General features: G+C 64.5%; 19 protein-coding genes. 4 read left to right on the plus strand and 15 right to left on the minus strand.

All coding sequences use genetic code 11. The annotated features are described in order from the left end of the window. Positions 1 to 2,289 (minus strand): DUF5801 repeats-in-toxin domain-containing protein (locus CAG46_RS18465; RefSeq protein WP_256575100.1); only part of this gene is annotated, 2,289 nt, incomplete at its 3' end. Between the two features lie 714 nt (positions 2,290 to 3,003). On the opposite strand from CAG46_RS18465, the gene CAG46_RS18470 reads away from it, so the two are divergent. Together CAG46_RS18470 and CAG46_RS18475 are read left to right on the plus strand one after the other, a co-directional pair. Continuing rightward, positions 3,004 to 4,104 carry an efflux RND transporter periplasmic adaptor subunit gene (locus CAG46_RS18470; protein ID WP_085618279.1) on the plus strand — a complete coding sequence of 367 codons (1,101 nt, stop codon included), beginning with the start codon at positions 3,004 to 3,006 and terminating at the stop codon, positions 4,102 to 4,104. A 6-nt stretch (positions 4,105 to 4,110) separates the two neighbouring features. Further along, complete coding sequence (locus CAG46_RS18475) at positions 4,111 to 7,176, plus strand: efflux RND transporter permease subunit (protein WP_075043970.1); 3,066 nt, start codon at positions 4,111 to 4,113, stop codon at positions 7,174 to 7,176. 251 nt (positions 7,177 to 7,427) lie between these two features. On the opposite strand, the gene CAG46_RS18480 is transcribed toward CAG46_RS18475, so the two are convergent. The 4 genes from CAG46_RS18480 to plsB all read right to left on the minus strand — a co-directional run bounded on the left by CAG46_RS18480 (position 7,428) and on the right by plsB (position 11,682). Further along, positions 7,428 to 8,117, minus strand: a complete 690-nt coding sequence (locus tag CAG46_RS18480; RefSeq protein ID WP_085618281.1) for a DUF4197 domain-containing protein — start codon at positions 8,115 to 8,117, stop codon at positions 7,428 to 7,430. 33 nt (positions 8,118 to 8,150) lie between these two features. Continuing rightward, entirely contained in the window at positions 8,151 to 8,549 is a 399-nt protein-coding gene (locus CAG46_RS18485; protein ID WP_046616128.1) for a YbaY family lipoprotein, read from the minus strand. Positions 8,550 to 8,775: 226 nt separating this feature from the next. Continuing rightward, positions 8,776 to 9,114 (minus strand): YbaY family lipoprotein, encoded by a 339-nt coding sequence (locus CAG46_RS18490; protein ID WP_085618283.1) that lies wholly within the window; start codon positions 9,112 to 9,114, stop codon positions 8,776 to 8,778. Positions 9,115 to 9,195: 81 nt separating this feature from the next. After that, positions 9,196 to 11,682, minus strand: a complete 2,487-nt coding sequence (gene plsB / locus CAG46_RS18495) for a glycerol-3-phosphate 1-O-acyltransferase PlsB (RefSeq protein WP_085618286.1) — start codon at positions 11,680 to 11,682, stop codon at positions 9,196 to 9,198. Positions 11,683 to 11,913: 231 nt separating this feature from the next. On the opposite strand from plsB, the gene CAG46_RS18500 reads away from it, so the two are divergent. Then, positions 11,914 to 12,123 carry a cold-shock protein gene (locus tag CAG46_RS18500; RefSeq protein ID WP_003252255.1) on the plus strand — a complete coding sequence of 70 codons (210 nt, stop codon included), beginning with the start codon at positions 11,914 to 11,916 and terminating at the stop codon, positions 12,121 to 12,123. Positions 12,124 to 12,276: 153 nt separating this feature from the next. Here CAG46_RS18500 and CAG46_RS18505 read toward each other — a convergent pair whose 3' ends face one another. The 4 genes from CAG46_RS18505 to CAG46_RS18520 all read right to left on the minus strand — a co-directional run bounded on the left by CAG46_RS18505 (position 12,277) and on the right by CAG46_RS18520 (position 17,418). Further along, complete coding sequence (locus tag CAG46_RS18505; RefSeq protein ID WP_039614802.1) at positions 12,277 to 12,657, minus strand: hypothetical protein; 381 nt, start codon at positions 12,655 to 12,657, stop codon at positions 12,277 to 12,279. Between the two features lie 17 nt (positions 12,658 to 12,674). After that, positions 12,675 to 13,487, minus strand: a complete 813-nt coding sequence (locus CAG46_RS18510) for a putative RNA methyltransferase (protein ID WP_025337963.1) — start codon at positions 13,485 to 13,487, stop codon at positions 12,675 to 12,677. Beyond that, entirely contained in the window at positions 13,487 to 14,638 is a 1,152-nt protein-coding gene (gene dapE, locus CAG46_RS18515; protein ID WP_085618288.1) for a succinyl-diaminopimelate desuccinylase, read from the minus strand. Before dapE ends, CAG46_RS18510 begins: the two co-directional genes overlap by 1 nt. Positions 14,639 to 14,826: 188 nt before the next feature. Continuing rightward, positions 14,827 to 17,418 carry a glycosyltransferase gene (locus tag CAG46_RS18520; RefSeq protein WP_013971241.1) on the minus strand — a complete coding sequence of 864 codons (2,592 nt, stop codon included), beginning with the start codon at positions 17,416 to 17,418 and terminating at the stop codon, positions 14,827 to 14,829. Positions 17,419 to 17,537: 119 nt separating this feature from the next. Here CAG46_RS18520 and tcdA point away from each other — a divergent pair, with 119 nt between their 5' ends. Further along, positions 17,538 to 18,347 carry a tRNA cyclic N6-threonylcarbamoyladenosine(37) synthase TcdA gene (gene tcdA, locus CAG46_RS18525; protein WP_167506581.1) on the plus strand — a complete coding sequence of 270 codons (810 nt, stop codon included), beginning with the start codon at positions 17,538 to 17,540 and terminating at the stop codon, positions 18,345 to 18,347. Positions 18,348 to 18,559: 212 nt separating this feature from the next. Here tcdA and CAG46_RS18530 read toward each other — a convergent pair whose 3' ends face one another. From CAG46_RS18530 to CAG46_RS18555, 6 genes are all read right to left on the minus strand, one after another. Then, the gene (locus CAG46_RS18530) at positions 18,560 to 18,970 is read right to left on the minus strand and encodes a SufE family protein (RefSeq protein WP_085618290.1); all 411 of its coding nucleotides are present in this window, start codon (positions 18,968 to 18,970) and stop codon (positions 18,560 to 18,562) included. Further along, on the minus strand, positions 18,967 to 20,172 hold the full coding sequence (locus tag CAG46_RS18535) for a cysteine desulfurase (protein WP_085587670.1): 1,206 nt from the start codon (positions 20,170 to 20,172) through the stop codon (positions 18,967 to 18,969). The genes CAG46_RS18530 and CAG46_RS18535 overlap by 4 nt, the downstream gene beginning before the upstream one ends. 120 nt (positions 20,173 to 20,292) lie before the next feature. Next, positions 20,293 to 21,327, minus strand: coding sequence for a 2,3,4,5-tetrahydropyridine-2,6-dicarboxylate N-succinyltransferase (gene dapD, locus CAG46_RS18540; RefSeq protein ID WP_025337969.1), 1,035 nt, complete (start codon positions 21,325 to 21,327; stop codon positions 20,293 to 20,295). A gap of 31 nt (positions 21,328 to 21,358) precedes the next feature. Next, complete coding sequence (locus tag CAG46_RS18545) at positions 21,359 to 21,706, minus strand: ArsC family reductase (protein WP_025337970.1); 348 nt, start codon at positions 21,704 to 21,706, stop codon at positions 21,359 to 21,361. Between the two features lie 127 nt (positions 21,707 to 21,833). Continuing rightward, positions 21,834 to 22,133, minus strand: a complete 300-nt coding sequence (gene graA, locus CAG46_RS18550) for a type II toxin-antitoxin system antitoxin GraA (RefSeq protein WP_004375387.1) — start codon at positions 22,131 to 22,133, stop codon at positions 21,834 to 21,836. Between the two features lie 8 nt (positions 22,134 to 22,141). Continuing rightward, on the minus strand, positions 22,142 to 22,420 hold the full coding sequence (locus CAG46_RS18555; protein ID WP_082810539.1) for a type II toxin-antitoxin system RelE/ParE family toxin: 279 nt from the start codon (positions 22,418 to 22,420) through the stop codon (positions 22,142 to 22,144). Between the last annotated feature and the right edge of the window lie 43 nt (positions 22,421 to 22,463).

The following is a 22,463-nucleotide window of genomic DNA, read 5'->3' on the forward strand; positions in this document are numbered from 1 at the left end:
GTTNAGGATGGCCTGGGCGCTGTCGCCGTCCTTGTCGGTCTTGGTCGCGGTCAAGGTCACCAGGTTGTCGGAGGTCAGGGTCTTCGAGTCATCGGGGTTGTTGGTGTCGGGATGCACAATGGCGCGGAGCTGGTCGAGGGTAACGGAACCGTTGCTGGCGACGCTGACGGTGAACACCAGAAGGTTGGTGGTGGCCGTGCGGCCTTCCACCACGGTGCCGTTGAGCGACAGGTTGACCGCCTCGCCGGTGGCCGTGTCGGTCAGGCCGGAAGCGCCTACCACCACGCCCAGGGCGTAGGTGAGCGTACCGGCACCATCGGCGCCGAAGGCCGAGGTGAAGTTGGCGGCGAAGCTTTGCGTGGCGTCGGTTGTCAGGTCCGTTTCATCGACGGTCAGGACCGGTTCCGTGCCGGTGGTGCTGATGCTTGGGCCGTCATCCTTGAACACCAGGTTCTGCCCGATGTTCAGGATGGCCTGGGCGCTGTCGCCGTCCTTGTCGGTCTTGGTCGCGGTCAAGGTCACCAGGTTGTCGGAGGTCAGGGTCTTCGAGTCATCGGGGTTGTTGGTGTCGGGATGCACGATGGCGCGGAGCTGGTCGAGGGTAACGGAACCGTTGCTGGCGACGCTGACGGTGAACACCAGGAGGTTGGTAGTGGCCGTGCGGCCTTCCACCACGGTGCCGTTGAGTGACAGGTTGACCGCCTCGCCGGTACCCGTGTCGGTCAGGCCGGAGGCACCCGCCACCACGCCCAGGGCGTAGGTGAGCGTACCGGCGCCATCGGCGCCGAAGGCCGAGGTGAAGTTGGCGGCGAAGCTTTGCGTGGCATTGGTCGTCAGGTCCGTTTCATCGACAGTCAGGACCGGTTCCGTACCCGTGGTGCTGATACTGGGGCCGTCGTCCTCGAAGCTCATCTTGGAGCCGATTTCGGCGGTTGCGGTAGAAACCTGGCGTAGCATGAAACCGCCGATATCGAAGTCGGCATGTTCATTGCCTTTGGCGTCGACGGCGGCCCCATTCTCGACGAGTACGCGGTTGTGATCCTGTGTGGTGGTGTACTCGATCTTCTGGCCGGCTTTGATGCCGGTGAGGGTGGCGACGCCGGAAGCAAAGCTGATGACGATGCTCGGGTCATTCACCGACCCGTTTGAGTTCTCGATCACCTGGCCAGTGGCGATATTGATGACGCGAACGTTGGTGATCGCCACCGACGCATCGTTGGCGTAGCCATTGACGAAATTCACGCCAGGTTCAGCGGCGGTGCTGAAGGCGCTGAGCCTGACCACGGCGCTCTTGCCGCTTTGCAACTGCACGACATCGAACGTGGCCGACCTTGCATTGAACACGGCGGTGAAGTCGACGTTAGCTTCGATATCCGCTTCGTTCTGGTCCAGGTTGGGAATGGTCACATTCTGCCGGGCGCCGGTGACGAAGGTAAAACGGACACCTTCCTGTTCCACGATCATCTGGTTGTTGGTGCCGAAGGTGGTCGGGCCGCCCGCCTGACTGGTATTGATCGTATCGCCCGTGGTGATGTTGGCACCGCTCGACTGGTCGGCCGGGTCCTTGCCGGTGGCGATGATCGTCGGGTCGGTGATGCGCAGGACGCCGCCATCATTGACGACGGTCGGGTTCGCGGTGGTGAACATAAGGAACAGGTTCTGGCCAGAGGGAGCGTTGGCCAGGCTGAATGCCAAATCCTGGCTGGTGCCGATGAACACCTTGTTCAGCAGATTGACCGCATCGTCAGGGTTGCCCGTGTTCGGGTGCTTCAGCGGCTGGTATTCCACCGTCCAGATCTTGCCGCCGCTGACGGGCGATCCGGTTTCTTCGATATAGCCCGCGAAGATGATCGCGCCTGTCGGCCCGCCAGCGCGGCCCAGCACGATGTTGTTGTTGGTATCGGTGTAGAGCAGGATGTCGACGCCATTGAGGGTATCCAGCCCGCTGTCCAAGCCATTGAGAGGCGCGCCAACGCTGTCGGTGAAGCTGATGTCGGTGATGCTGCCTCCCGGTACCGGGGTGATGCTGAACGCATTGCTCCCGGTGTTGCCGACGGCGCCGGTATAGCCGCTCAAGGCGGCACCTGCCGGGGTACCGGCCCCCAGTGTGGTCAAGCGGGTCGAGAAGGCGGAGGGCAGGGACGCCACCAGGATGTCATTGTCGTCGGCATCCGAGGCCGGGGTTGGTGTGGCTGTGCCGTTCTGCAACGCGGCCGTTTCGTCCAGCGTCACGCTCACACCGGTCGCGGTGATGATCGGCGCGCTGTCTGTGAACGAGGCCGTGGCCATCACGTCGTCAGCACTGCCTAACACTTGGTCGGCACCCGCGGCGGTCGCGCTGAGCAGGAAGGTGGCGCCCGCCGAGTCGTCGGGGTTGACGTACCACGAGGTGGTGATGCTGCCGTTGACCTGGCCGTCGAGATCGTCAGCGCCGCCGTCGGTCACGTACCAGGGGGTGTGACCTTCGCCGGAGCTGGTGGCGAGTACATCGTCGGGGGTGCCCCACAGCTTGTCCGCACCGGCGTCCGTGACATGGTCCACCTCGAATGCGACCGTGCTGCCCGCTGCGAATCCGCTGGCCGTGATGGTGGCAGTGCTGCCAGGGCTATAGTCGCTCAGGTCGGTGGTAACGGTTGGTGAGGAGATGGGGGGTAGGTCGTCGCCGGAGGGGCTGCTGTGTTTGTCCGTTGGCGAGGCGTTCTTCTTGCGAATAGTCATGGCTCTCTCCCAGGCACTGCCGGTTGTCGAGGCCAGATCGCAGGCCCCAGTTACAGGCCTCAACTATGGCGAAGCGCCATGAGCCGCGCATCGGCTGATACTCCCAGGCGGGGTGGGAGTATCGGACTACATGGCACTGGCGCCGGGAGGCCGAAGACGCACGGTCCCCTGCCGTTCAACGCGCGCCTGTCGTATTCGGCTGCAGCCTCTTCCCGGCATCCGTTGCCTGACTTAATATACTCTCCAGTACAAATATTGAATGTGCCCTCCGCGAAAGGATTCATCATGTTGCGCCATGCCTTGTCCATCGTTCTGTCCGCCGCTGCCGTGCTGTTGCTGGCGGCGTGCGGCCAGGAAGCCGCCCCACCTGCAGCGCCGCGCCCGGCGCTGGTGGTGCAGCCGCAGCCGGCCGAAGCCGCTGCCGACAGTTACCCCGGCGAAGTGCGGGCGCGCTTCGAGCCGGAACTGGCTTTCCGCATTGGCGGCAAGGTCAGCAAACGCCTGGTCGAGGAAGGGCAGCGGGTCAAGGCCGACCAGCCGCTGGCCGAGCTGGACCCGCAGGATGTGCGCCTGCAACTGGAAGCCAACCGTGCCCAGCTGGCGGCCGCCGAGGCCAACCTGTCGCTGGTGCGCGCCGAGCGCGATCGCTACCAGAAGCTGCTGGACCGGCAGATGGTCAGCCATTCCCAGTTCGATAATGCCGAAAACCTCTACCGCGCCGGCCTGGCCCGGCTGAAACAGGCCAAGGCCGAGTTCGACGTGGCTGGCAACCAGGCTGAATATGCTGTGCTGCGCGCACCCCAGGCCGGGGTGATCGCCAAGCGCCAGGTGGAAGTGGGCCAGGTGGTCGCCGCAGGGCAGACCGTGTTCACCCTGGCCGCCGATGGCGAGCGGGAAGTGGCCATCGGCCTGCCGGAGCAGCAGTTCGCCCGCTTCGCCGTGGGCCAGCCGGTGAGCGTGGAGTTGTGGTCGCACCCGCAAGAGCGCTTCCAGGGGCGTATCCGCGAGTTGTCACCGGCCGCCGACCCGCGTTCGCGCACCTTTGCTGCCCGCATCGCCTTTACCACGGCCGCCACGCCGGCGGAGCTGGGCCAGAGCGCCCGGGTGTTCATCGCCCACGAAGGGCTGGTCCCGCTGGCGGTGCCGCTGTCGGCAGTCACTGCGGAAAACGGCCAGGCCTACGTCTGGCGGGTCAACAAGGACAGCCGCCTGGAGCGAGCAGTGGTGCGCCTGGGGCCCTACGGCGCCGACAGCGTGCCCGTGCTCGAAGGCCTCGCCCCCGGCGACTGGGTTGTCGCTGCGGGTGGCCATGTATTGCGCGAGGGCCAGGAAATACGCCCCGTGGACCGTACCAACCGCGTAGTGAACCTGACGGCCAAGGAGTAAGTCCCGATGGGTTTCAACCTTTCTGCCTGGGCGCTGCGCAACCGCCAGATCGTCCTGTTCCTGATGATCCTGCTGGCGGCCATTGGTGCCATGTCCTACACCAAGCTCGGCCAGAGCGAGGACCCGCCGTTCACTTTCAAGGCCATGGTCATCCGTACCCTGTGGCCCGGTGCCACTGCCGAGGAAGTGTCGCGCCAGGTCACCGAGCGCATCGAGAAGAAGCTGATGGAAACCGGCGAGTACGAGCGGATCGTGTCGTTCTCCCGCCCGGGCGAATCGCAGGTCACCTTCATGGCCCGCGACTCGCTGCATTCCAAGGACATCCCCGAGCTGTGGTACCAGATCCGCAAGAAGGTCGCGGACATCCGCCACACCTTGCCGCCGGAAATCCAGGGCCCGTTCTTCAATGACGAGTTCGGCACCACCTTCGGCAATATCTATGCACTGACGGGGGAGGGCTTCGATTACGCGGTGCTCAAGGACTATGCCGACCGTATCCAGATCCAGTTGCAGCGGGTCAAGGACGTGGGCAAGGTCGAGCTGATCGGCCTGCAGGACGAGAAAATCTGGATCGAGCTGTCCAACCTCAAGCTGGCCACCCTCGGCGTGCCGCTGGAGGCCGTGCAGCAGGCCCTGCAGGAGCAGAATGCGGTCAGCACCGCCGGCTTCTTCGAAACGCCCAGCGAGCGCCTGCAACTGCGGGTGAGCGGGCGCTTCGACAGCGTCGAGCAGATTCGCCAGTTCCCCATCCGCGTGGGTGACCGCACCTTCCGTATCGGCGATGTGGCCGAGGTGCACCGCGGCTTCAACGACCCGCCCGCACCGCGCATGCGCTTCATGGGCGAGGATGCCATTGGCCTGGCGGTGTCGATGAAGGACGGCGGCGACATCCTGGTGCTGGGCAAGGCATTGGAAAGCGAGTTCGAACGCCTGGCGCGCAGCCTGCCGGCCGGCATGGAGCTGCGCAAGGTCTCGGACCAGCCGGCGGCGGTCAAGGCTGGCGTGGGCGAGTTTGTCCAGGTGCTGGTCGAGGCGCTGGTCATCGTGCTGCTGGTGAGCTTCTTCTCGCTGGGCCTGCGCACGGGGCTGGTGGTGGCGCTGGCCATCCCGCTGGTGCTGGCCATGACCTTCGCCGCCATGCACTACTTCGGCATCGGCCTGCACAAGATCTCCCTTGGCGCGCTGGTGCTGGCCTTGGGCTTGTTGGTCGATGATGCGATCATTGCCGTGGAAATGATGGCGATCAAGATGGAGCAGGGCTACGACCGCCTCAAGGCGGCCAGCTACGCCTGGAGCAGCACCGCCTTCCCGATGCTCACCGGTACCCTGATCACGGCGGCGGGCTTCCTGCCCATTGCCACGGCAGCCTCCAGTACGGGCGAATACACCCGTTCGATCTTCCAGGTGGTGACCATCGCCTTGCTGACCTCCTGGGTGGCCGCCGTGGTATTCGTGCCATACCTGGGCGAGCGCCTGCTGCCGGACCTGGCCAGGCTGCATGCCGCGCGCCATGGCAAGGACGGCCACGCGCCAGACCCTTACGCCACACCGTTCTACCAGCGTGTACGGCGTGTGGTGGAGTGGTGCGTGCGGCGGCGCAAGACGGTGATCCTGCTGACCATTGCCGCCTTTGTCGGCAGTATCCTGCTGTTCCGCTTCGTGCCCCAGCAGTTCTTCCCGGCCTCCGGGCGCCCGGAGTTGATGGTCGACCTGAAACTGGCCGAGGGTGCCTCGCTGGCCAACACCGCCGAGCGGGTCAAGCAACTGGAGGCGTTGCTCAAGCAGCAGGAGGGTATCGACAACTACGTGGCCTATGTGGGCACCGGTTCGCCGCGTTTCTACCTGCCGCTGGACCAGCAGCTGCCGGCGGCCAGCTTCGCCCAGTTCGTGGTACTGGCCAAGTCGATGGAAGACCGCGAGCGCCTGCGCAGCTGGCTGATCAGCACCGTGGACCAGCAGTTCCCCGACCTGCGTGCCCGGGTCACCCGCCTGGAAAACGGCCCGCCCGTGGGTTACCCGGTGCAGTTCCGGGTGACTGGCGAGCACATCGAGAAGGCCCGTGCGCTGGCCCGCGAGGTGGCCGACAAGGTGCGCCAGAACCCGCATGTGGTGAACGTTCACCTGGACTGGGAAGAGCCAAGCAAGGCGGTGTTCCTCGAGATCGACCAGGACCGCGCCCGCGCCCTGGGCGTGAGCACCGCGCACCTGTCGAGCTTCCTGCAAAGCTCGCTGACCGGCACCACGGTCAGCCAGTACCGCGAGGACAACGAGCTGATCGAGATCCTGCTGCGCGGCACCCGCCAGGAACGCAACGAGCTGGGCAACCTCGGCAGCCTGGCATTGCCGACCGACAATGGCCAGAGCGTGGCGCTGTCGCAGGTTGCGACTCTGGAGTACGGCTTCGAGGAAGGCATCATCTGGCACCGTAACCGCTTGCCGACGGTGACCGTGCGCGCCGATATCTACGACAAGGAGCAGCCGGCGACGCTGGTGAAGCAGATAGAACCGACCCTGCATGACATCCGCGCCAAGCTGCCGGATGGCTATTTGTTGGAGGTGGGCGGCACGGTGGAGGACTCAGAGCGCGGGCAGAAGTCGGTGAATGCCGGCATGCCGCTGTTCGTGGTGGTGGTGCTGAGCTTGCTGATGATCCAGCTGCGCAGCTTCTCGCGCACGGTGATGGTGTTCCTCACCGCGCCGCTGGGGCTGATTGGCGTGACCCTGTTCCTGCTGGTGTTCCGCCAGCCGTTCGGCTTTGTCGCCATGCTCGGCACCATTGCCCTGGCGGGGATGATCATGCGCAACTCGGTGATCCTGGTGGACCAGATCGAGCAGGACATCGCGGCGGGGCTGGAGCGCTGGCAGGCGATCATCGAAGCCACGGTGCGGCGCTTCCGCCCGATCGTGCTGACTGCACTGGCAGCGGTGCTGGCGATGATTCCGTTGTCGCGCAGTGTGTTCTACGGGCCGATGGCGGTGGCGATCATGGGCGGGTTGATCGTGGCCACGGTGCTGACCCTGCTGTTCTTGCCGGCGTTGTATGCGGCTTGGTTCAGGGTGAAGAAGGGCTGAACGTCGCAGGGGAGGGCTTCGCCCTCGAATCGCCGGCAAGCCAGCTCCCACAGAACTGCACATAACTCATTAGCAGGGACACTGTGGGAGCGGCTTTAGCCGCGAACACCGGCGCAGCCGGTGCCATACACCGCGTTGGATTCTTCGCGGCTAAAGCCGCTCCCACCTCGACCGCATTGTCCTCAAGCCATGCGCTATCTCTGTGGGAGCTGGCTTGCCGGCGATGGGCTGCAAAGCAGCCCCCAGGGCCATCACAGGGCGCCGAAGACCTTCTTGGCCAGGCTGGTAGCTGCTTCAGCCGGATTCTGACGAATGCTCTGCTCCTGCTTTCCGATCATCTCGAACAGGCCATCCAGTGCCTTTTCAGTCACGTAGTTCTCGATGCTGGCGCTCTTGGCATCGACCACACCCAACGCCACGGCCTGCCCGGCAAAGTTGTTGTACTGCTGAGCCAGGCCAACCTTGTCGGTAGCCTGCTTGACGATCGGCAGGAACTTGGCGCGGATCTGCTCGCGGCTGCTCTTGTTCAGGTACTGGGTAGCCGAGTCGTCACCGCCGCCGAGGATGCCCTTGGCATCGGTCACGCTCATGTTCTTCACGGCATCTACCAGAATCGCCTGGGCCTGCGGCACGGCAGCCTCGGCGGCCTTGTTCATGCTGGTTTCCAGGGCTTCGACCTGTTCACCCTTGCCGAACATCTTCATCGCCTTGGCGGCCTTGCCCAGGTTGCCTGGCAGTTCGATGCGCACGTCCGGGTTGTTGCTGAAGCCGCCCGGGGTGCTCAGCTGCTTGACGGCCAGTTGTGCGCCTTGGGTCAGGGCATCCTTCAGGCCGCCGGTGGCGTCTTTCTGGGACAGGTCGCCCAGCGACAGGGCCAGGGCACTGGCCGAGAGCAGCAGGCCGGCGCACAGGGTGGTGAAACGCAGGGAAGTGCGGATCATGAAGCTTTCCTTGTAGACAGATGAATACGGGTATCAGCGAACCGGATCGACCTTGATCCGCACGGGCTGTGGGTCACTGCCGTCGAGCATGACGCCGTGGTGTTCGGTGTTGATGAACAGCAGCTTGCCGTCCAGCTCGATGCGCGCGCTTACCGCATAGCGGTGGCCGGGCTTGACCTGGGCCGGGTCGTAGGTGAGGTGAAACGGCAGCGGTACGTTGCCTTTGACCGGGCCGGCCTGGCGGGCCAGGGTCACCGCCGGGGCGTCCATCAGCGAGACGTCCTGCAGTTCCACGCTGAGGGTGGCGGCAGGTGGCAGGGCGCTGCGCTGCAGGTAGAAGACTTCGCCATCCAGGCTGGCCTGGTTGGACGGGGTGTGGCTGGAACAGGCTGCGAGCAAGGATGCGCAACACAGCATAAAGAGCTTTTTCATGGTATCTCCGAAGTCCTTGGCGTTGGCTTGTGGCCAACCCAAGGACTTTAGCGGATTTCTTCTGGTGGGTCCTTGATGAAGATGCGACAAAGAGTGGGAGAGCAAGGCGAAGCCTAATATTCAGCTGCGGCGCGGCGGTCGCAGGCTGATTGCATCCAGTTGGCAACGCTTGAAACGGCGAGGCCGCCCTGTGTAGTCCACAGGGCGGCACCGACAGGAGAGCGTTTCAGGTGGCAACCGGGTCGACAGTTACCCGTTGTATACCCGATACCGTGGCTGGTTCTATCGAGTGACGGCTGGTGTTGATGTAGCGCAGCTGGCCGTTTATCTCGATGCGCGCGGCGAGGGCATAGCTGCGGCGTGGGTCGATAAGGCTGGTATCAAACGTCAGCGGCAGATTGATCGGCATCAGGCCGCCACAGCGCAGACGCAACTCGGCAAGGCTGATGGAGCGTGCATCTGCCTTCGAAATATCGATCAGCTTCAATTCAACCAGGCCGGACGGTGCGAGCGTGTTATCGCCTGAGGAAACGATTTCAACGTCCAGTGTCTTCATTTGAGTCATGTTGGTGCTCCTTGAGAGGGATGGGCTTGGAGTAGCGCCGTGATCCTGATCCCTCCCAAGGGCCGAGAGCACCCTGAAAAACTACCTTTGCATAATCTCCACAGGCTCATCTTGGTGCAATGCCACCTGGCGGATCGACAGGCGCAGTTCCGCCGACAGCACGCGCTTGGCCACGCCTTCGGCCAGCTCGCCGAGCTTGTCGTGATAACCCAGCTTGCCCTGGGCATCTGCATGCAGCACGCCTTGCTCGAGCAGGGTCTGGATGAAGTGGCGGAACAAGGTCTTGTCGAAGAACTCCGGGGCGTTCAGGCCGTGCAGGATCGACAGGCGCTGGGCCATCATCACGCACAGGTCTTCCAGTTCTTCGGCGCTGAGGCTGTTCTGCCCGCTGTTCAGCAGCAGCGAGGTGGCCATGTAGAAGCGCTGCAGGGTCTGGGTGATGGTGCGGGCGAGCAGGGTCAGCAACACGAACTGCCGCGAGCTGGGTGCCGGGCGAATGTAGGTGTCGTTGTCCTGGCGCAGCAGCCCTTGCTCGACCAGTGCGGTCAGCCACTGGTCGATCACCGCATCCAGTTGCTCCGGCGTCCAGCGCAGGAACAGTTCGGCCTGCAGGTAGGGGTACAGCGCGTGCACATACTGGCCCAGCAGTTCGCGGCTCATGCGCGAACTGCTGAGGAAGAAGCTGGCCAGCAGCGCTGGCAGGGCGAAGATGTGCAGCACGTTGTTGCGGTAATAGGTCATCAGTACCGCGTTGCCTTCATCCAGATACAGGATGCGGCCCAGGGCGTCCTTCTGCTCGGCCACCAGGTTCATGCCGCGCACGTGTTCGATCAGCGCTTGGCCGTCGCCGTCGGGCAGGGTGGTGTGCGGTGAGTAGGGCACCTGGCGCAGCAAGGCCAGGTACAGGTCGAGCACGCGGGTCAGGGCGCGCTCGTCCAGGGCCAGGCGGCTGGTGGACAGCAGCGCCAGGGCTACCAGGTTGACCGGGTTGATCGCGGCCGCCTCGTTGAGGTGGCGGGCCACGGTTTCGCCCAGGCGGGTGGTGGTGGCGTTGAGCCAGGCCGGGCGGTACTGCGGGCCGTGGTCCTGTTCACGCCAGCCGGGCTGTTGCTGGTCGAGGAAGCCGGCCAGGCGGATCGGCTCGCCGAAGTTCACGTATACCTGGCCAAAGCGCTGCTTGAGCGCGCCGAACACCTTGAAGATATCGAAGATCGACTCTTTCTTCTTGCTGGCACCGCGCAGCTCGCCCAGGTAGGTGCGGCCTTCGAGCACGCGCTCGTAGCCGATGTACACCGGCACGAACACGATCGGCGTGCGCGACGAACGCAGGAAGCTGCGCAGGGTGATGGCCAGCATCCCGGTGCGCGGCTGCAGCATGCGCCCGGTGCGCGAGCGGCCGCCTTCGACGAAGTACTCGACCGGGAAGCCCTTGGTGTACAGGGTGTGCAGGTACTCGTTGAACACCGCGGTGTACAGCGGGTTGCCCTTGAACGTGCGGCGCATGAAGAAGGCACCGCCACGGCGCAGCAGGTTACCCACCAGCGGCATGTTGAGGTTGATGCCCGCGGCCACGTGCGGCGGTGTCAGGCCGTTGCGGAACAGCAGGTACGACAGCAGCAGGTAGTCGATATGGCTGCGGTGGCACGGCACATAGATCACTTCGTGGCCGGGGGCGATGCCTTGCACCTGCTCGATGTGGTTGACCTTGATGCCGTCGTAGATCTTGTTCCAGAACCAGCTCAGCACCACTTCGAGGAAGCGGATGGCGGTGTAGGTGTAGTCCGAGGCGATTTCGTTGCCATAGCGCAGAGCCTGGGCTTCGGCCTTGGCCAGCGGCAGGTTTTCGCGCTGCGCCTCATCGACGATGGCCTGGCGCACCTGGGGCGCGTGGATCAGGCCCTTGACCAGGTTGCGCCGGTGCGAGATGTCCGGGCCGATGACGGCGGTCTTGAGGTTGCGAAAGTGCACGCGCATCAGGCGCTGGGCCATGCGCACGGTGCGCTCGTGGCCCTTGTTGTGCTGTACCAGTTCGCGCAGGTGGATGGGCGCGGAGAACTGCACCCGGGTCTTGCGCCCGAGGATCAGCACGGTCAGCAGCCGGCGCAGGCGCCCGGTAACCGCCCAGCTGTCGGCGAACAGCAACTTCCACGGGCTGGATTCACTCGCCGGGGTCTGGCCCCAGAACACACTGACCGGAATGATCTGCGCATCCTCTTCGGCGTGCTGGCTGACGGCGGCGACCAGGCGCTCCAGGGTAGGCGGGGCGCCGCGCTTGTCATGGCGGCCGAGCCAGTCCGGGTCCGGGGTCAGGTAGAAGAACGCCGCCGGCTCTTGCAGCGGGCCAACCGCCACCGGCAGCACCGGGCGCGGCAGGCTTGCCTTGGTGCATTCATGGTCGAGCACGGCCAGGTCGGTGAGCGCGGGCGAGGGCAGGGCATAGAACACCGGGCGGCTGCGGTCGAGCTTGAGGGTTAGGGAGGACTGGTTGATGGTCTCGGAGCGCACCCACAGGTACAACAGGCGACGCAGGGCGCCGAAGATCAGGCGGCGCAGGGGGGAACGGGTCATGGGGTGTGTGCCCTGGGTGTGATTTTCAGGTGGGTATCCAGCCAATTAGTCTGCCGTATCCGCGCAAGTTCAGCAAAAATCGCCGAACGGCGCGACGGTCATCAAATTTTTTTGTTCTGTGTCATATACTCGGCCTGCCACTTGCAAGATATTTGCGCAAGCGGCGTCGACACAGGGAGGGACTCTGTGTCTGCAAGGCGATCTTCACAATAAAAATCCGGAGTAGTTCAGATGTCGTCTCGTGAGACTGGGAATGTAAAGTGGTTCAACGATGCCAAGGGTTATGGCTTCATTCAGCGCGAAGGTGGTGCGGATGTATTCGTCCACTATCGGGCGATCCGCGGTGAGGGGCATCGTACCCTGGTCGAAGGACAGCGGGTGGAATACGCCTGCGTGCAGGGCCAGAAAGGCCTGCAAGCCGAGGACGTGGTAGGCCTCTGAGCCTCTGCTGTAATGGCCGGCTGACGCGGCCTGTGTAGGAGCGGCCTTGTGTCGCGAAAGGGCTGCGTAGCGGCCCCGACAACAGGTGCCGTGCCGCCATTGTCAGGGGGCCGCTTTGCGGCCCTTCGCGACACAAGGCCGCTCCTACAGGAATCAACCTCCGGTGCGCCAGGTGATTTCCTCTTCACCGTCGGCGCTGATGCGGACCCAGCGGTCGGCATCTTCTTCCCCATCTTCCTCCACCCAGCCACCCGGCGCGCAGCGCACTTCCACGCCCAGTGCGGCAAATGCGGCGCGGGCGCAGGCAACGTCATCGGCCCACGGCGTCTGGTCGCTTTCCAGGTACAGGCTGTTCCATTTCCCTACAGCCTTGGGTAACCAGGTGACCGGAATGTTACCGGCCTGGCATTTGAAGGTATGGCCTTTCTGCTTCCATTCGCTGCATGGGCCGATTGCCTGGGCGAGCCACTCGGCAATCTGCTTGTGGTCGACGTCGGCGTCCTTCAGGTAGATCTCGATATCAGGTTGGCGCATAAGGGCTCCGGGTGTGCTCAGTCTTGGCGCACGAAATAGTCATAACGCATGGAAACCGTGACCTCGAACGGCTCGGGCTGGTCGATCACCCGGGCACGCTTCTCGGCACTGGCGCGCCAGCCGTGCGGGGTCATGGCCAGCAGGTCGGCGCGGGCCTTGGGCGCGGCCAGGCTCAGGCGGAACTCCAGGGTTTCGCTGTGGGCATGGGCCATGCCTTCGGGGACCAGGGCCAGGTGTTTGTCGTCGGCGTACGGGCGTACTTCATCGTAGAGCACTTCGCGCAGCTCCATCAGGTGGCCGCTGGTGGGGCCGACCCGCATCAGGCCGCCGCCGGGGCTGAGCAGGCGCTTGGCCTCGGCCCAGTCCAGCGGGCTGAACACGCTGGCGATGAACTGGCAGCTGGCGTCGGCCAGCGGCACGCGGGCCATGCTGGCGACCATCCAGGTAACCTCGGGCGCGCGGCGGCAGGCACGCTTGACCGCCTCACGGGAGATGTCCAGGGCGTAGCCGTCGGCGGCCGGCAGCGCCTGGGCGATCTGCGCGGTGTAGTAACCCTCGCCACAGCCGATGTCCAGCCAGGCACCGGGCTGGCGCTCGGCGGCCAGCTCGGCCAGGCGGCGCGCCACCGGCGCGTAGTGGCCGGCGTCGAGGAAATCGCGGCGGGCTTCGACCATGGCCTGGTTGTCACCCGGGTCGCGGCTGTTCTTGTGCTGCACCGGCAGCAGGTTCAGGTAACCCTGGCGGGCGCGGTCGAAGCGGTGGCCGGCCGGGCACACCACACCGTTGTCGAGCCGGCTCAGCGGTGCCTGGCAAAGAGGGCAGGCGAGCATCAGGCGAGCAACCGGACCAGGGTCTGGTAATAGATTTCGGTCAGCAAATCGAGGTCGCTGGCCAGGATCCGCTCATCCACCTGGTGGATGGTGGCGTTGACCGGGCCGAGCTCGACCACCTGGGTGCCCATGGTGGCGATGAAGCGGCCATCGGAAGTACCGCCGCTGGTGGACGGCTGGGTGTCGCGGCCGGTGACGCCTTTGATGCTGGCCGAGACGGCGCTCAGCAGTTCGCCCGGTTCGGTGAGGAACGGCAGACCCGACAGTGCCCAGTCGATCGACCAGTCCAGTTCATGCTTGTCGAGGATCGCCGACACCCGCGCCTGCAGGCCTTCGACGGTGGACTCGGTGGAGAAGCGGAAGTTGAACAGTGCGGTCAGCTCGCCCGGGACCACGTTGGTGGCGCCGGTGCCGGAGTTGAGATTGGAGATCTGGAAGCTGGTCGGCGGGAAGAACGCATTGCCTTCGTCCCAGTGCTCGGCCGCCAGTTCCGCCAGGGCCGGTGCGGCCAGGTGAATCGGATTGCGCGCGAGGTGCGGGTAGGCCACATGGCCCTGCTTGCCGCGCACGGTCAGCTTGGCGCCCAGCGAGCCACGGCGGCCGTTCTTGACCACGTCACCCAGCAGAGTGGTGCTGGAGGGTTCACCGACGATGCACCAGTCCAGGCGCTCGTTGCGTGCTTTCAGGCGCTCGACCACAGCCTTGGTGCCATGGTGGGCCGGGCCTTCCTCGTCGCTGGTGATCAGGAAGGCGACCTTGCCGCGGTGGCCCGGGTAGTCCTGCACGAAGCGCTCGCTGGCAATCACCATGGAGGCCAGGCTGCCTTTCATGTCGGCGGCGCCACGGCCGCAGAGCATGCCGTCGGCGTCGATCAGCGCTTCGAACGGCTCATGCTGCCATTGCTGCACCGGGCCGGTCGGTACCACGTCGGTGTGGCCGGCAAAGCACAGCACCGGGCCATCCTGGCTGCCGTGGGTGGCCCAGAAGTTGTCGACGTCCTCGAAGCGCATCGGCTCGAGCTGAAAGCCCACGGCGCCCAGGCGGTTCATCATCTGCGCCTGGCAGTCGGCGTCGACGGGGGTGACCGAGGGGCGGCGGATCAGGTCGCAGGCCAGTTGAAGGGTAGGCGAGAGCTCGGCAGGGGCCGTCATGGGGGACTCCGGGGCAAGGCAAGGCGGGGAAATCTGAGGGGCGTTATCTTATATCAAATGGTTTCAGGCGGCACGGTCCATTCGCGGGCACGCCCGCTCCCACAGGTACTGCACAGCTCTGAATGTCGGTGACAGACCTGTGGGAGCGGGCGTGCCCGCGAATGGGCTGCAAAGCAGCCCCGGCAATCTCAGGCCTGCTGCGCCTCGGCAGCCTTTTCCCCAGGCTTGGGCAGCGAAGACAGGAACGCCATCACCAGCGCCGCCACATAAGGCAACGACTGCACCAGCAACATTGCCACCCAGAAGCGCATGTCCGAGCTCGGCAGCCCCTGTACCAGGTAGATGCCCAGCGCTGCGCCCCACAGCAGCAACATGATGAACAGCTCTTCCCGCGCCTCGGAAATCGCCACCAGCAGCCCGTGGCTGTCGGCGTTCTTCGGTGTGCGGAAGAACGGCATGCTGCTGGTGAAGAACCCGTACAGCACCGCCTTGGCAATGGTATGCGACAGCGCCAGCCCGGCCAGCGCCGCAGCAAAGGCATCCTTCAGATTCACCCCTACCGCGCGGCGGTAGAGGAAGATGATCTTGCCGACCTTGAAGAAGAACAGTGCCAGCGGCGGAATGGCAAAGATCATCAGCGGCGGGTCGACCCGGTGCGGCACGATGATCATCGCCGCCGACCACAGCAGCGCGCCGATGGTGAAGAAGATGTTCATGCCATCGGCGATCCACGGCAGCCAGCCGGCCAGGAAGTGGTAGCGCTGGCCGCGGGTCAGCTCGCTGCCCTTGCCGCGCAGCAGGGCGCTGGCGTGGTGCTTGATGATCTGGATGGCGCCATAGGCCCAGCGGAAGCGTTGCTTCTTGAAGTCGATGAAGGTGTCGGGCATCAGGCCCTTGCCGTAGCTGTTGTGGGCATAGGCGGCCGACAGGCCCTTCTCGAATACCCGCAAGCCCAGTTCGGCGTCCTCGCAGATGCACCACTCGGCCCAGCCCAGCTCTTCCAGCACGCTGCGCCGGGTCATGGTCATGGTGCCGTGCTGGATGATCGCGTCACGGTCGTTGCGGGTGACCATGCCGATGTGGAAGAAGCCCTTGTACTCGCTATAGCACAGCTTCTTGAAGGCGCTTTCGTGCTGGTCGCGGTAGTCCTGCGGCGACTGCACCACGGCAATCTTCGGGTCGGCGAAGTGCGGCACCATGTGCTTGAGCCAGTTGCGGTCGACGCAGTAGTCCGAGTCGATCACCGCGATCACTTCGGCGTCCTTGGCGGTGTGCGGGATCAGGTAGTTCAGCGCGCCGCCCTTGAAACCGGCCAGGGGCGCGACGTGGAAGAACCTGAAGCGCTCGCCGAGCTTCTCGCAATGGGCCTTGAGCGGCTCCCACACGGCCGGGTCCTTGGTGTTGTTGTCGATCACCAGCACTTCGTAGTCGGGGTAGTCCAGCGCGGCCAGGGCATCGAGGGTCTGTTTGACCATCTCCGGCGGCTCGTTGTAGCACGGCACATGCACCGACACCTTGGGCCGGTAGGCGCTGTCGGCCTGCACCGGCAGGAATTCGCGCCGGCGCTTGTGTATCCATACCGCCTCGGCCAGTTCGTGGGCCTCGGTCAGCAGCACGATGAACACGCCCAGCGCGCCGAGGGCCAGCAGCACGCCCACGGTCAGGCTGAACCAGGTGCTGTATTGCTGGCTGTAGTCGTAGGCGATCCATACCAGCACCGACCCGCACAGGAAGGTGATGAAGGTCAGGAAGGTGCGGCCGCGCTGGCGCAGGGCCGAACCGTCGATGAACAGCACCATCAGGGCAATCATCGCCAGCACCACCGAGGCCACCGCCAGGGCGCGCCATTGCGGGATCGCCACTACCGGGCCGTCGAAGTTGAATTTTTGCTGGCGTTCGGCGTTGTACACGCCCCAGTAGGCGCCCACCGAGCCTTCGTCACTGGCCTTCCACGGCTGGTCGTAGGCCTCGATGACGAAGTAATTGTAACCACGGCGGTTGAGGGTGTTGACCAGGGTACGCAGGTAGATGGCCTGGTCGGCCTGGGTGGCATCGGCACCGCCGCGCATGCGGCCGTTGCTCGGCCAGCCGACTTCCGACAGCAGCAGGGGTTTGCGCGGGAACTGGTGCTTCAGTTCGCGGGCGCGGTCGAGCACGAACTCGACCGAATCCTTCATCGGCACGAACTCCCAGTACGGCAGGATGTGCGCGGCAATCAGGTCGACGTGCTTGGCCAGCTGCGGGTTTTCCTTCCAGATGTGCCACTGCTCACTGGTGGTCACCGGCACCTTGACCGCTGCGCGTACCCGGTCCAGGTACTTGATCAGGTTTTCCGGGGTGACTTCTTCGCGGAACAGTGCCTCGTTGCCGACCACAACCCGCACCACGCTGCGCGAGGTGTTGGCCAGCTGGATGGCCGTGGCGATTTCGCGTTCGTTGCGCTCCAGGTCCGGGCTGATCCAGATGCCCAGCGTCACCCGCAGGCCGAATTCCTCGGCCAGGCGCGGGATATCCGCCTGGGTGCCCTCCACGGTGTAGATCCGGATGCTGTCGGTCAGTTTGCTCAACTGCTCCAGGTCCTGGCGCATCTCGTCGTCACTGGGGTACTGGCCCTTCTGCGGGCTTTCGCCCAGACGGAACGGTGAATACGAGAATCCAGAGATCTGTTCTGGCCAGGCGGGGGCGGAGACCGGGCGGTTGATCAGTGCCCAGAACCCGGTGAACAACGCGGCGATGGCCAGGACCACGACCAGGTTCAGGCCGAATTTACGTGAAGACATTGTCGTCCATATGTGTCGAAGTGATAGGACATTAAAGCAGGGTTGGTAGTCTCTTTCCTAACGATGCAGGCCATGGGCCCGCTGGCATATAATGCGCGCCGGTTTTTTGGGGTATGAACATGAGCACAGAAGATCCACGCTTCGCCGGCGTTGCCCGGCTGTATGGCGACCAGGGGTTGCACCGTCTGGGCCAGGCCCATGTGGCCGTGGTCGGTATTGGCGGGGTAGGCTCGTGGGCGGCGGAAGCGCTGGCCCGCAGTGGCGTGGGGGAGATCACCCTGTTCGACCTCGACGACGTGTGCGTCAGCAACACCAACCGCCAGGCCCATGCCCTGGATGGGCAGGTGGGGCGGCCCAAAGTCGAGGTCATGGCCGAGCGCCTGCGGGCGATCAACCCGGCGTGCACGGTGCATGCAGTGGCCGACTTCGTCACCCGCGACACCATGGTCGAGTACATTACCGAGAACCTCGACTGTGTGATCGACTGCATCGACAGCGTCATGGCCAAGGCGGCGCTGATTGCCTGGTGCCGGCGGCGCAAGATCGCCATCGTCACCACGGGTGGTGCCGGTGGGCAGATCGACCCGACACAGATCCAGATCGCCGACCTGAACAAGACCTTCAACGACCCGCTGGCCTCGCGGGTGCGTTCCACCCTGCGCCGCGACTACAACTTCTCGCGCAATGTCAGCCGCAACTATGGCGTGCCATGCGTGTTCTCCAGCGAACAGTTGCGCTACCCCAAGGGCGATGGCAGCGTTTGCCTGCAGAAAAGCTTCGTGGGTGAGGGCGTGCGGCTGGACTGCGCGGGTGGCTTTGGCGCGGTGATGATGGTGACCGCGACCTTTGGCATGGTGGCGGCGAGCAAGGCGGTGGAAAAACTGGTAGCGGGGGCGCGGCGGCCCTCGGAGCGGGTCAAGCCTGAATAACTGCTTCTGGCCCACTCGGTCCTTGTAGGAGCGGCCTTGTGTCGCGAAAGGGGCGCGTAGCGGCCTCAGGTTCCCAGTTTCACCACAGAGATTGATGGGGCCGCTTTGCGGCCCTCTCGCGACACAAGGCCGCTCCTACAGGTACAGCGCCAGCCAAAACGCCACGCGATACCTGTGGGAGCGGGCGAGCCCGCGAAGAGGCCTGCACCGATTCAACGGTTGGACGCCAGCTCCGCCATCCGCTGCAACACCGCATGCAGCCCATTGCTGCGCGACGGCGAAAGCTGGCGCTCCAGGCCCAGCTGAGTGAACCACTCACGCAGATCGAGCCCGGCGAGTTCTTCACTGGCCAATCCCTGCACCCGCACCAGCAACAACGCCAGCAGCCCACGCAACAGGCGTGCATCGCTGCTGGCCTTGAACCGCCACAAGCCCTCGACCTGCTCGGCCACCAGCCATACCAGGCTTTCGCAGCCATGCACCCGGTTGGCCTCGGTCTTTTCACTGTCAGCCAGCGGTTCCAGCCGGTCGCCCCACTGCATCAGCAGCCGCGCACGCTGTTCCCAGCCCTTGCCCTGCTCGAAAGCTTCCAGCGCCTGGCGCGCCTGATCCGGCAGGGTCATCGCAACAGCTCCAGGCCTTGATCCAGCGCCGCGAAGAAACGCTGCAAGTCATCGCTGTCGTTATACAGCCCCAATGACACGCGGATCGCACCCTCCAGGCCCAGGCCCTGCAGCAGCGGCATGGCACAGTGGTGCCCGGCACGCACGGCAATGCCTTGCTCGGTCAGCAGGTGGGCGATGTCGGCGTTATGCACGCCGTCGATGACGAAACTGGCAAGGGCCGCCTGTGGCGTGCCCAGGATGCGCACGCCATCGCGGTCCGCCAGGCCACGCAGCAGGTACTGGTGCAGGCTGGTTTCATGGGCTTCGAGCGCCTGGGCATCGAGGCTGGCCAGGTAGTCCAGGGTTGCACCCAGGCCGATCACCCCGGCGATCGGCGGCGTGCCTGCCTCGAACCCCAGCGGCGCCGGACGGAAGCTGGCGCTGTGGTATTCGGCCAGTTGCACCATCTCGCCACCGAACTGCCAGTGGTGCAGCAGTTCCAGCGCCTGGCTGCGGCCGTACAGCACACCGACGCCTTCCGGGCCGTACAGCTTGTGGCTGGAGAAAACATAGAAGTCGCAGCCAAGCTGCTGCACATCATGGCGGCCATGCACCACGCCCTGGGCACCGTCGACCACGGTCAGCGCGCCTTGGGCGCGGGCATGGGCCAGCAGCGCCGGCAGCGGCTGCCAGGTACCCAGTACGTTGGACAGCTGGCTCACCGCCAGCACCCGGGTGCGCGGGCCGATCAGTTGCAGCGCCTGGTCCAGGTCGATGCGGCCATGGGCATCCAGCGGCAGCACCACCAGGCGCAGGTTGCGCCGGCGCGCCAGCTGTTGCCAGGGCAGCAGGTTGGCATGGTGCTCCAGGGCACTGACGGCAATTTCGTCACCGGCCTCGAAGCGGTGTTCCAGGCCATAGGCCAGCAGGTTCAGCGCTGAAGTGGCACCGTGGGTGAAGATGATCTGCCGCGAGTCTGCCGCATTGAGCCAGGCGGCAACCTTGTCGCGGCTGGTTTCGAAGGCCTGGGTCGCCAGTGCGCCGGGCAAGTGCTGGGCACGGTGCACGTTGGCCGCGCCATGGCCGTAGTAATGGCTCAGGGCATCCAGCAGGGCTTGCGGCTTCTGGGTGGTGGCGGCGTTGTCCAGGTAGGTCTGGTGCTGCCGTTGCAGGGCGGCGATGGCGGGAAAATCGGCACGCCAGGGGGAGGGCTGAAACATGGTCGCGGGGCCTGGAATGAAAATCGGGTCTGGCGTGGTGCCAGACCCGATCTTAACATTTCAAACGCTGAGAATCCGCTGTTCGCGAGCAAGCTCGCTCCGGCAGCGGTTGAAGGGTTCTCAGTTGTGCGCGTGCAGCGCCTCGTTCAGCTCGATGGCCGACTTGTGGGTCTTGCACTCCACCGCGCCGTTCAGCGAGTTGCGGCGGAACAGCAGGTCGGTCTGGCCGGCCAGGTCGCGGGCCTTGACCACTTTGACCAGCTGGTTGTTCTCGTCCAGCAGGTTCACCTTGGTACCGGCGGTGATGTACAGGCCGGCTTCGACGGTGTTGCGGTCGCCCAGCGGAATGCCGATACCGGCGTTGGCGCCGATCAGGCAGCCTTCGCCAACCTTGATGACGATGTTGCCGCCACCGGACAGGGTGCCCATGGTCGAGCAGCCGCCGCCCAGGTCCGAGCCCTTGCCGACGAATACGCCAGCGGAAACGCGGCCTTCGATCATGCCCGGGCCTTCGGTGCCAGCGTTAAAGTTGACGAAGCCTTCGTGCATGATGGTGGTGCCTTCGCCGATGTAGGCGCCCAGGCGCACGCGGGCGGTGTCGGCGATACGCACGCCGGCCGGGACCACGTAGTCGGTCATTTTCGGGAACTTGTCCACCGAGAACACTTCCAGCAGCTCGCCCTTCAGGCGCGCTTCCAGCTGCAGTTCGGCGAGTTCTGCCAGGTCGACCGCGCCCTGGTTGGTCCAGGCCACGTTCGGCAGCAGCGGGAAGATGCCGGCCAGGCTCACGCCGTGCGGCTTGACCAGGCGGTGCGACAGCAGGTGCAGCTTGAGGTAGGCCTCTGGGGTCGAAGTCAGCGCGGCGTCTTCGGCCAGCAGGGTGGCAACCAGCGGCTTGTGGCTTTCGGCCAGGCGGGTCAGCAGGGCGGCCTGGGCGGCATCCACGCCTTTCACGGCTTCGGCCAGTTGCGCGGCCTGGGCGTTGCTGAAGGCGATGGCCTGGTTGCCACCTTGATAACCGAGAACAGGGGCTACTGCAGCGACCAGTTCGGCGCTCGGGTTGAGCAGCGGTTGTGCGTAGAACACTTCCAGCCAGGCGCCCTGGCGGTTCTGGGAGCCGACACCGAAGGCCAGGCTGAACAGGGTATTGGACATGTGATTACCTCGTGCGAAATAGGGTAGGGGCTCAGGCCAGGGCAGCGGCGTACAGGTCGGGCTTGAAGCCGACCAGGGTACGCGCGCCAAGGTCGAGCACCGGGCGCTTGATCATCGACGGCTGGGCCAGCATCAGCTCGACGGCCTTGGCCTGGTCGAGGTCGGCTTTGCTGGCGTCGTCCAGCTTGCGGAAGGTGGTGCCGGCACGGTTGAGGATGACTTCCCAGCCGTGTTCGTCGCACCAGCGGTTCAGGCTGTCACGGTCGATGCCTTGGGCCTTGTAGTCGTGGAATTCGTAGGCGATGGCCTGGTCTTCGAGCCAGGTACGTGCCTTTTTCATGGTGTCACAGGCTTTAATGCCGTAGAGCGTGTAGGTCATTTGTGTACATTGGGGATCACAGGCTGCCCCAATCTCTCCGTTTTCCGATTTCAGTCGCGGGATTATGCGGGAACGATCCTCGCGGCGCCACGCCCGTGGTGCCCATGTTTACTGATCAAGGTATGTCTCAAGCGACCAGGCGCTGTACCGAACCGATGATCTCATCACCGTGTTGCTGTTCGGCGGTGCGCAGATCGAAGGCGGTCTGCAGGTTGAGCCAGAACTCGGGGGTGGTGTCCAGGCAGATGGACAGGCGCAGCGCCATGTCGGCGGAAACACCGCCCCGTTCACGCAGGATGTTGTTGACGGTTGGCGTGGCAACGCCTAGCGCCCGGGCCAGTGCCGCGGCGCTGAAACCCATTTCTTTCTGGAAGTCCTCACGCAGGACTTCTCCGGGATGAATCGGACGCATACCGTTCTTGAGCATGATGCACCTCAGTGGTAATCGACAATTTCAACGTTAATCGGCCCGTTGTCGGTCCAGATAAAGCACAGGCGCCATTGGTCATTGACACGGATACTGTGCTGGCCTGCACGGTTGCCGCTCAATGCCTCGAGACGGTTGCCAGGTGGCGACCGAAGGTCTCGCAGCTCTGTTGCGGCATCGAGCATGGCCAGTTTGCGTTCCGCAACTGACTTGATATCTGACCAACGCCGTGTCTTTCCATGAGTAAAAAGTGCTTCCGTGTCGGCACAGCTAAAGCTTCGAATCATGAGGCTGAATGCTTAACGTTATTCGTTAAGGTTAATTATACGA

The sequence above is a fragment of the Pseudomonas sp. B23(2017) genome (assembly GCF_002113725.1).
Classification (GTDB): Bacteria; Pseudomonadota; Gammaproteobacteria; order Pseudomonadales; family Pseudomonadaceae; genus Aquipseudomonas; species Aquipseudomonas putida_Z.

Excerpts from the sequence above, each read along its gene's own strand:
- CAG46_RS18470 (WP_085618279.1), top strand. The coding sequence starts at position 3,004 with ATGTTGCGCCATGCCTTGTCCATCGTTCTGTCCGCCGCTGCCGTGCTG.
- CAG46_RS18475 (WP_075043970.1), top strand. The coding sequence starts at position 4,111 with ATGGGTTTCAACCTTTCTGCCTGGGCGCTGCGCAACCGCCAGATCGTC.
- CAG46_RS18480 (WP_085618281.1), bottom strand. The coding sequence starts at position 8,117 with ATGATCCGCACTTCCCTGCGTTTCACCACCCTGTGCGCCGGCCTGCTG.
- CAG46_RS18485 (WP_046616128.1), bottom strand. The coding sequence starts at position 8,549 with ATGAAAAAGCTCTTTATGCTGTGTTGCGCATCCTTGCTCGCAGCCTGT.
- CAG46_RS18490 (WP_085618283.1), bottom strand. The coding sequence starts at position 9,114 with ATGACTCAAATGAAGACACTGGACGTTGAAATCGTTTCCTCAGGCGAT.
- plsB (WP_085618286.1), bottom strand. The coding sequence starts at position 11,682 with ATGACCCGTTCCCCCCTGCGCCGCCTGATCTTCGGCGCCCTGCGTCGC.
- CAG46_RS18500 (WP_003252255.1), top strand. The coding sequence starts at position 11,914 with ATGTCGTCTCGTGAGACTGGGAATGTAAAGTGGTTCAACGATGCCAAG.
- CAG46_RS18505 (WP_039614802.1), bottom strand. The coding sequence starts at position 12,657 with ATGCGCCAACCTGATATCGAGATCTACCTGAAGGACGCCGACGTCGAC.
- CAG46_RS18510 (WP_025337963.1), bottom strand. The coding sequence starts at position 13,487 with ATGCTCGCCTGCCCTCTTTGCCAGGCACCGCTGAGCCGGCTCGACAAC.
- dapE (WP_085618288.1), bottom strand. The coding sequence starts at position 14,638 with ATGACGGCCCCTGCCGAGCTCTCGCCTACCCTTCAACTGGCCTGCGAC.
- CAG46_RS18520 (WP_013971241.1), bottom strand. The coding sequence starts at position 17,418 with ATGTCTTCACGTAAATTCGGCCTGAACCTGGTCGTGGTCCTGGCCATC.
- tcdA (WP_167506581.1), top strand. The coding sequence starts at position 17,538 with ATGAGCACAGAAGATCCACGCTTCGCCGGCGTTGCCCGGCTGTATGGC.
- CAG46_RS18530 (WP_085618290.1), bottom strand. The coding sequence starts at position 18,970 with ATGACCCTGCCGGATCAGGCGCGCCAGGCGCTGGAAGCTTTCGAGCAG.
- CAG46_RS18535 (WP_085587670.1), bottom strand. The coding sequence starts at position 20,172 with ATGTTTCAGCCCTCCCCCTGGCGTGCCGATTTTCCCGCCATCGCCGCC.
- dapD (WP_025337969.1), bottom strand. The coding sequence starts at position 21,327 with ATGTCCAATACCCTGTTCAGCCTGGCCTTCGGTGTCGGCTCCCAGAAC.
- CAG46_RS18545 (WP_025337970.1), bottom strand. The coding sequence starts at position 21,706 with ATGACCTACACGCTCTACGGCATTAAAGCCTGTGACACCATGAAAAAG.
- graA (WP_004375387.1), bottom strand. The coding sequence starts at position 22,133 with ATGCTCAAGAACGGTATGCGTCCGATTCATCCCGGAGAAGTCCTGCGT.
- CAG46_RS18555 (WP_082810539.1), bottom strand. The coding sequence starts at position 22,420 with ATGATTCGAAGCTTTAGCTGTGCCGACACGGAAGCACTTTTTACTCAT.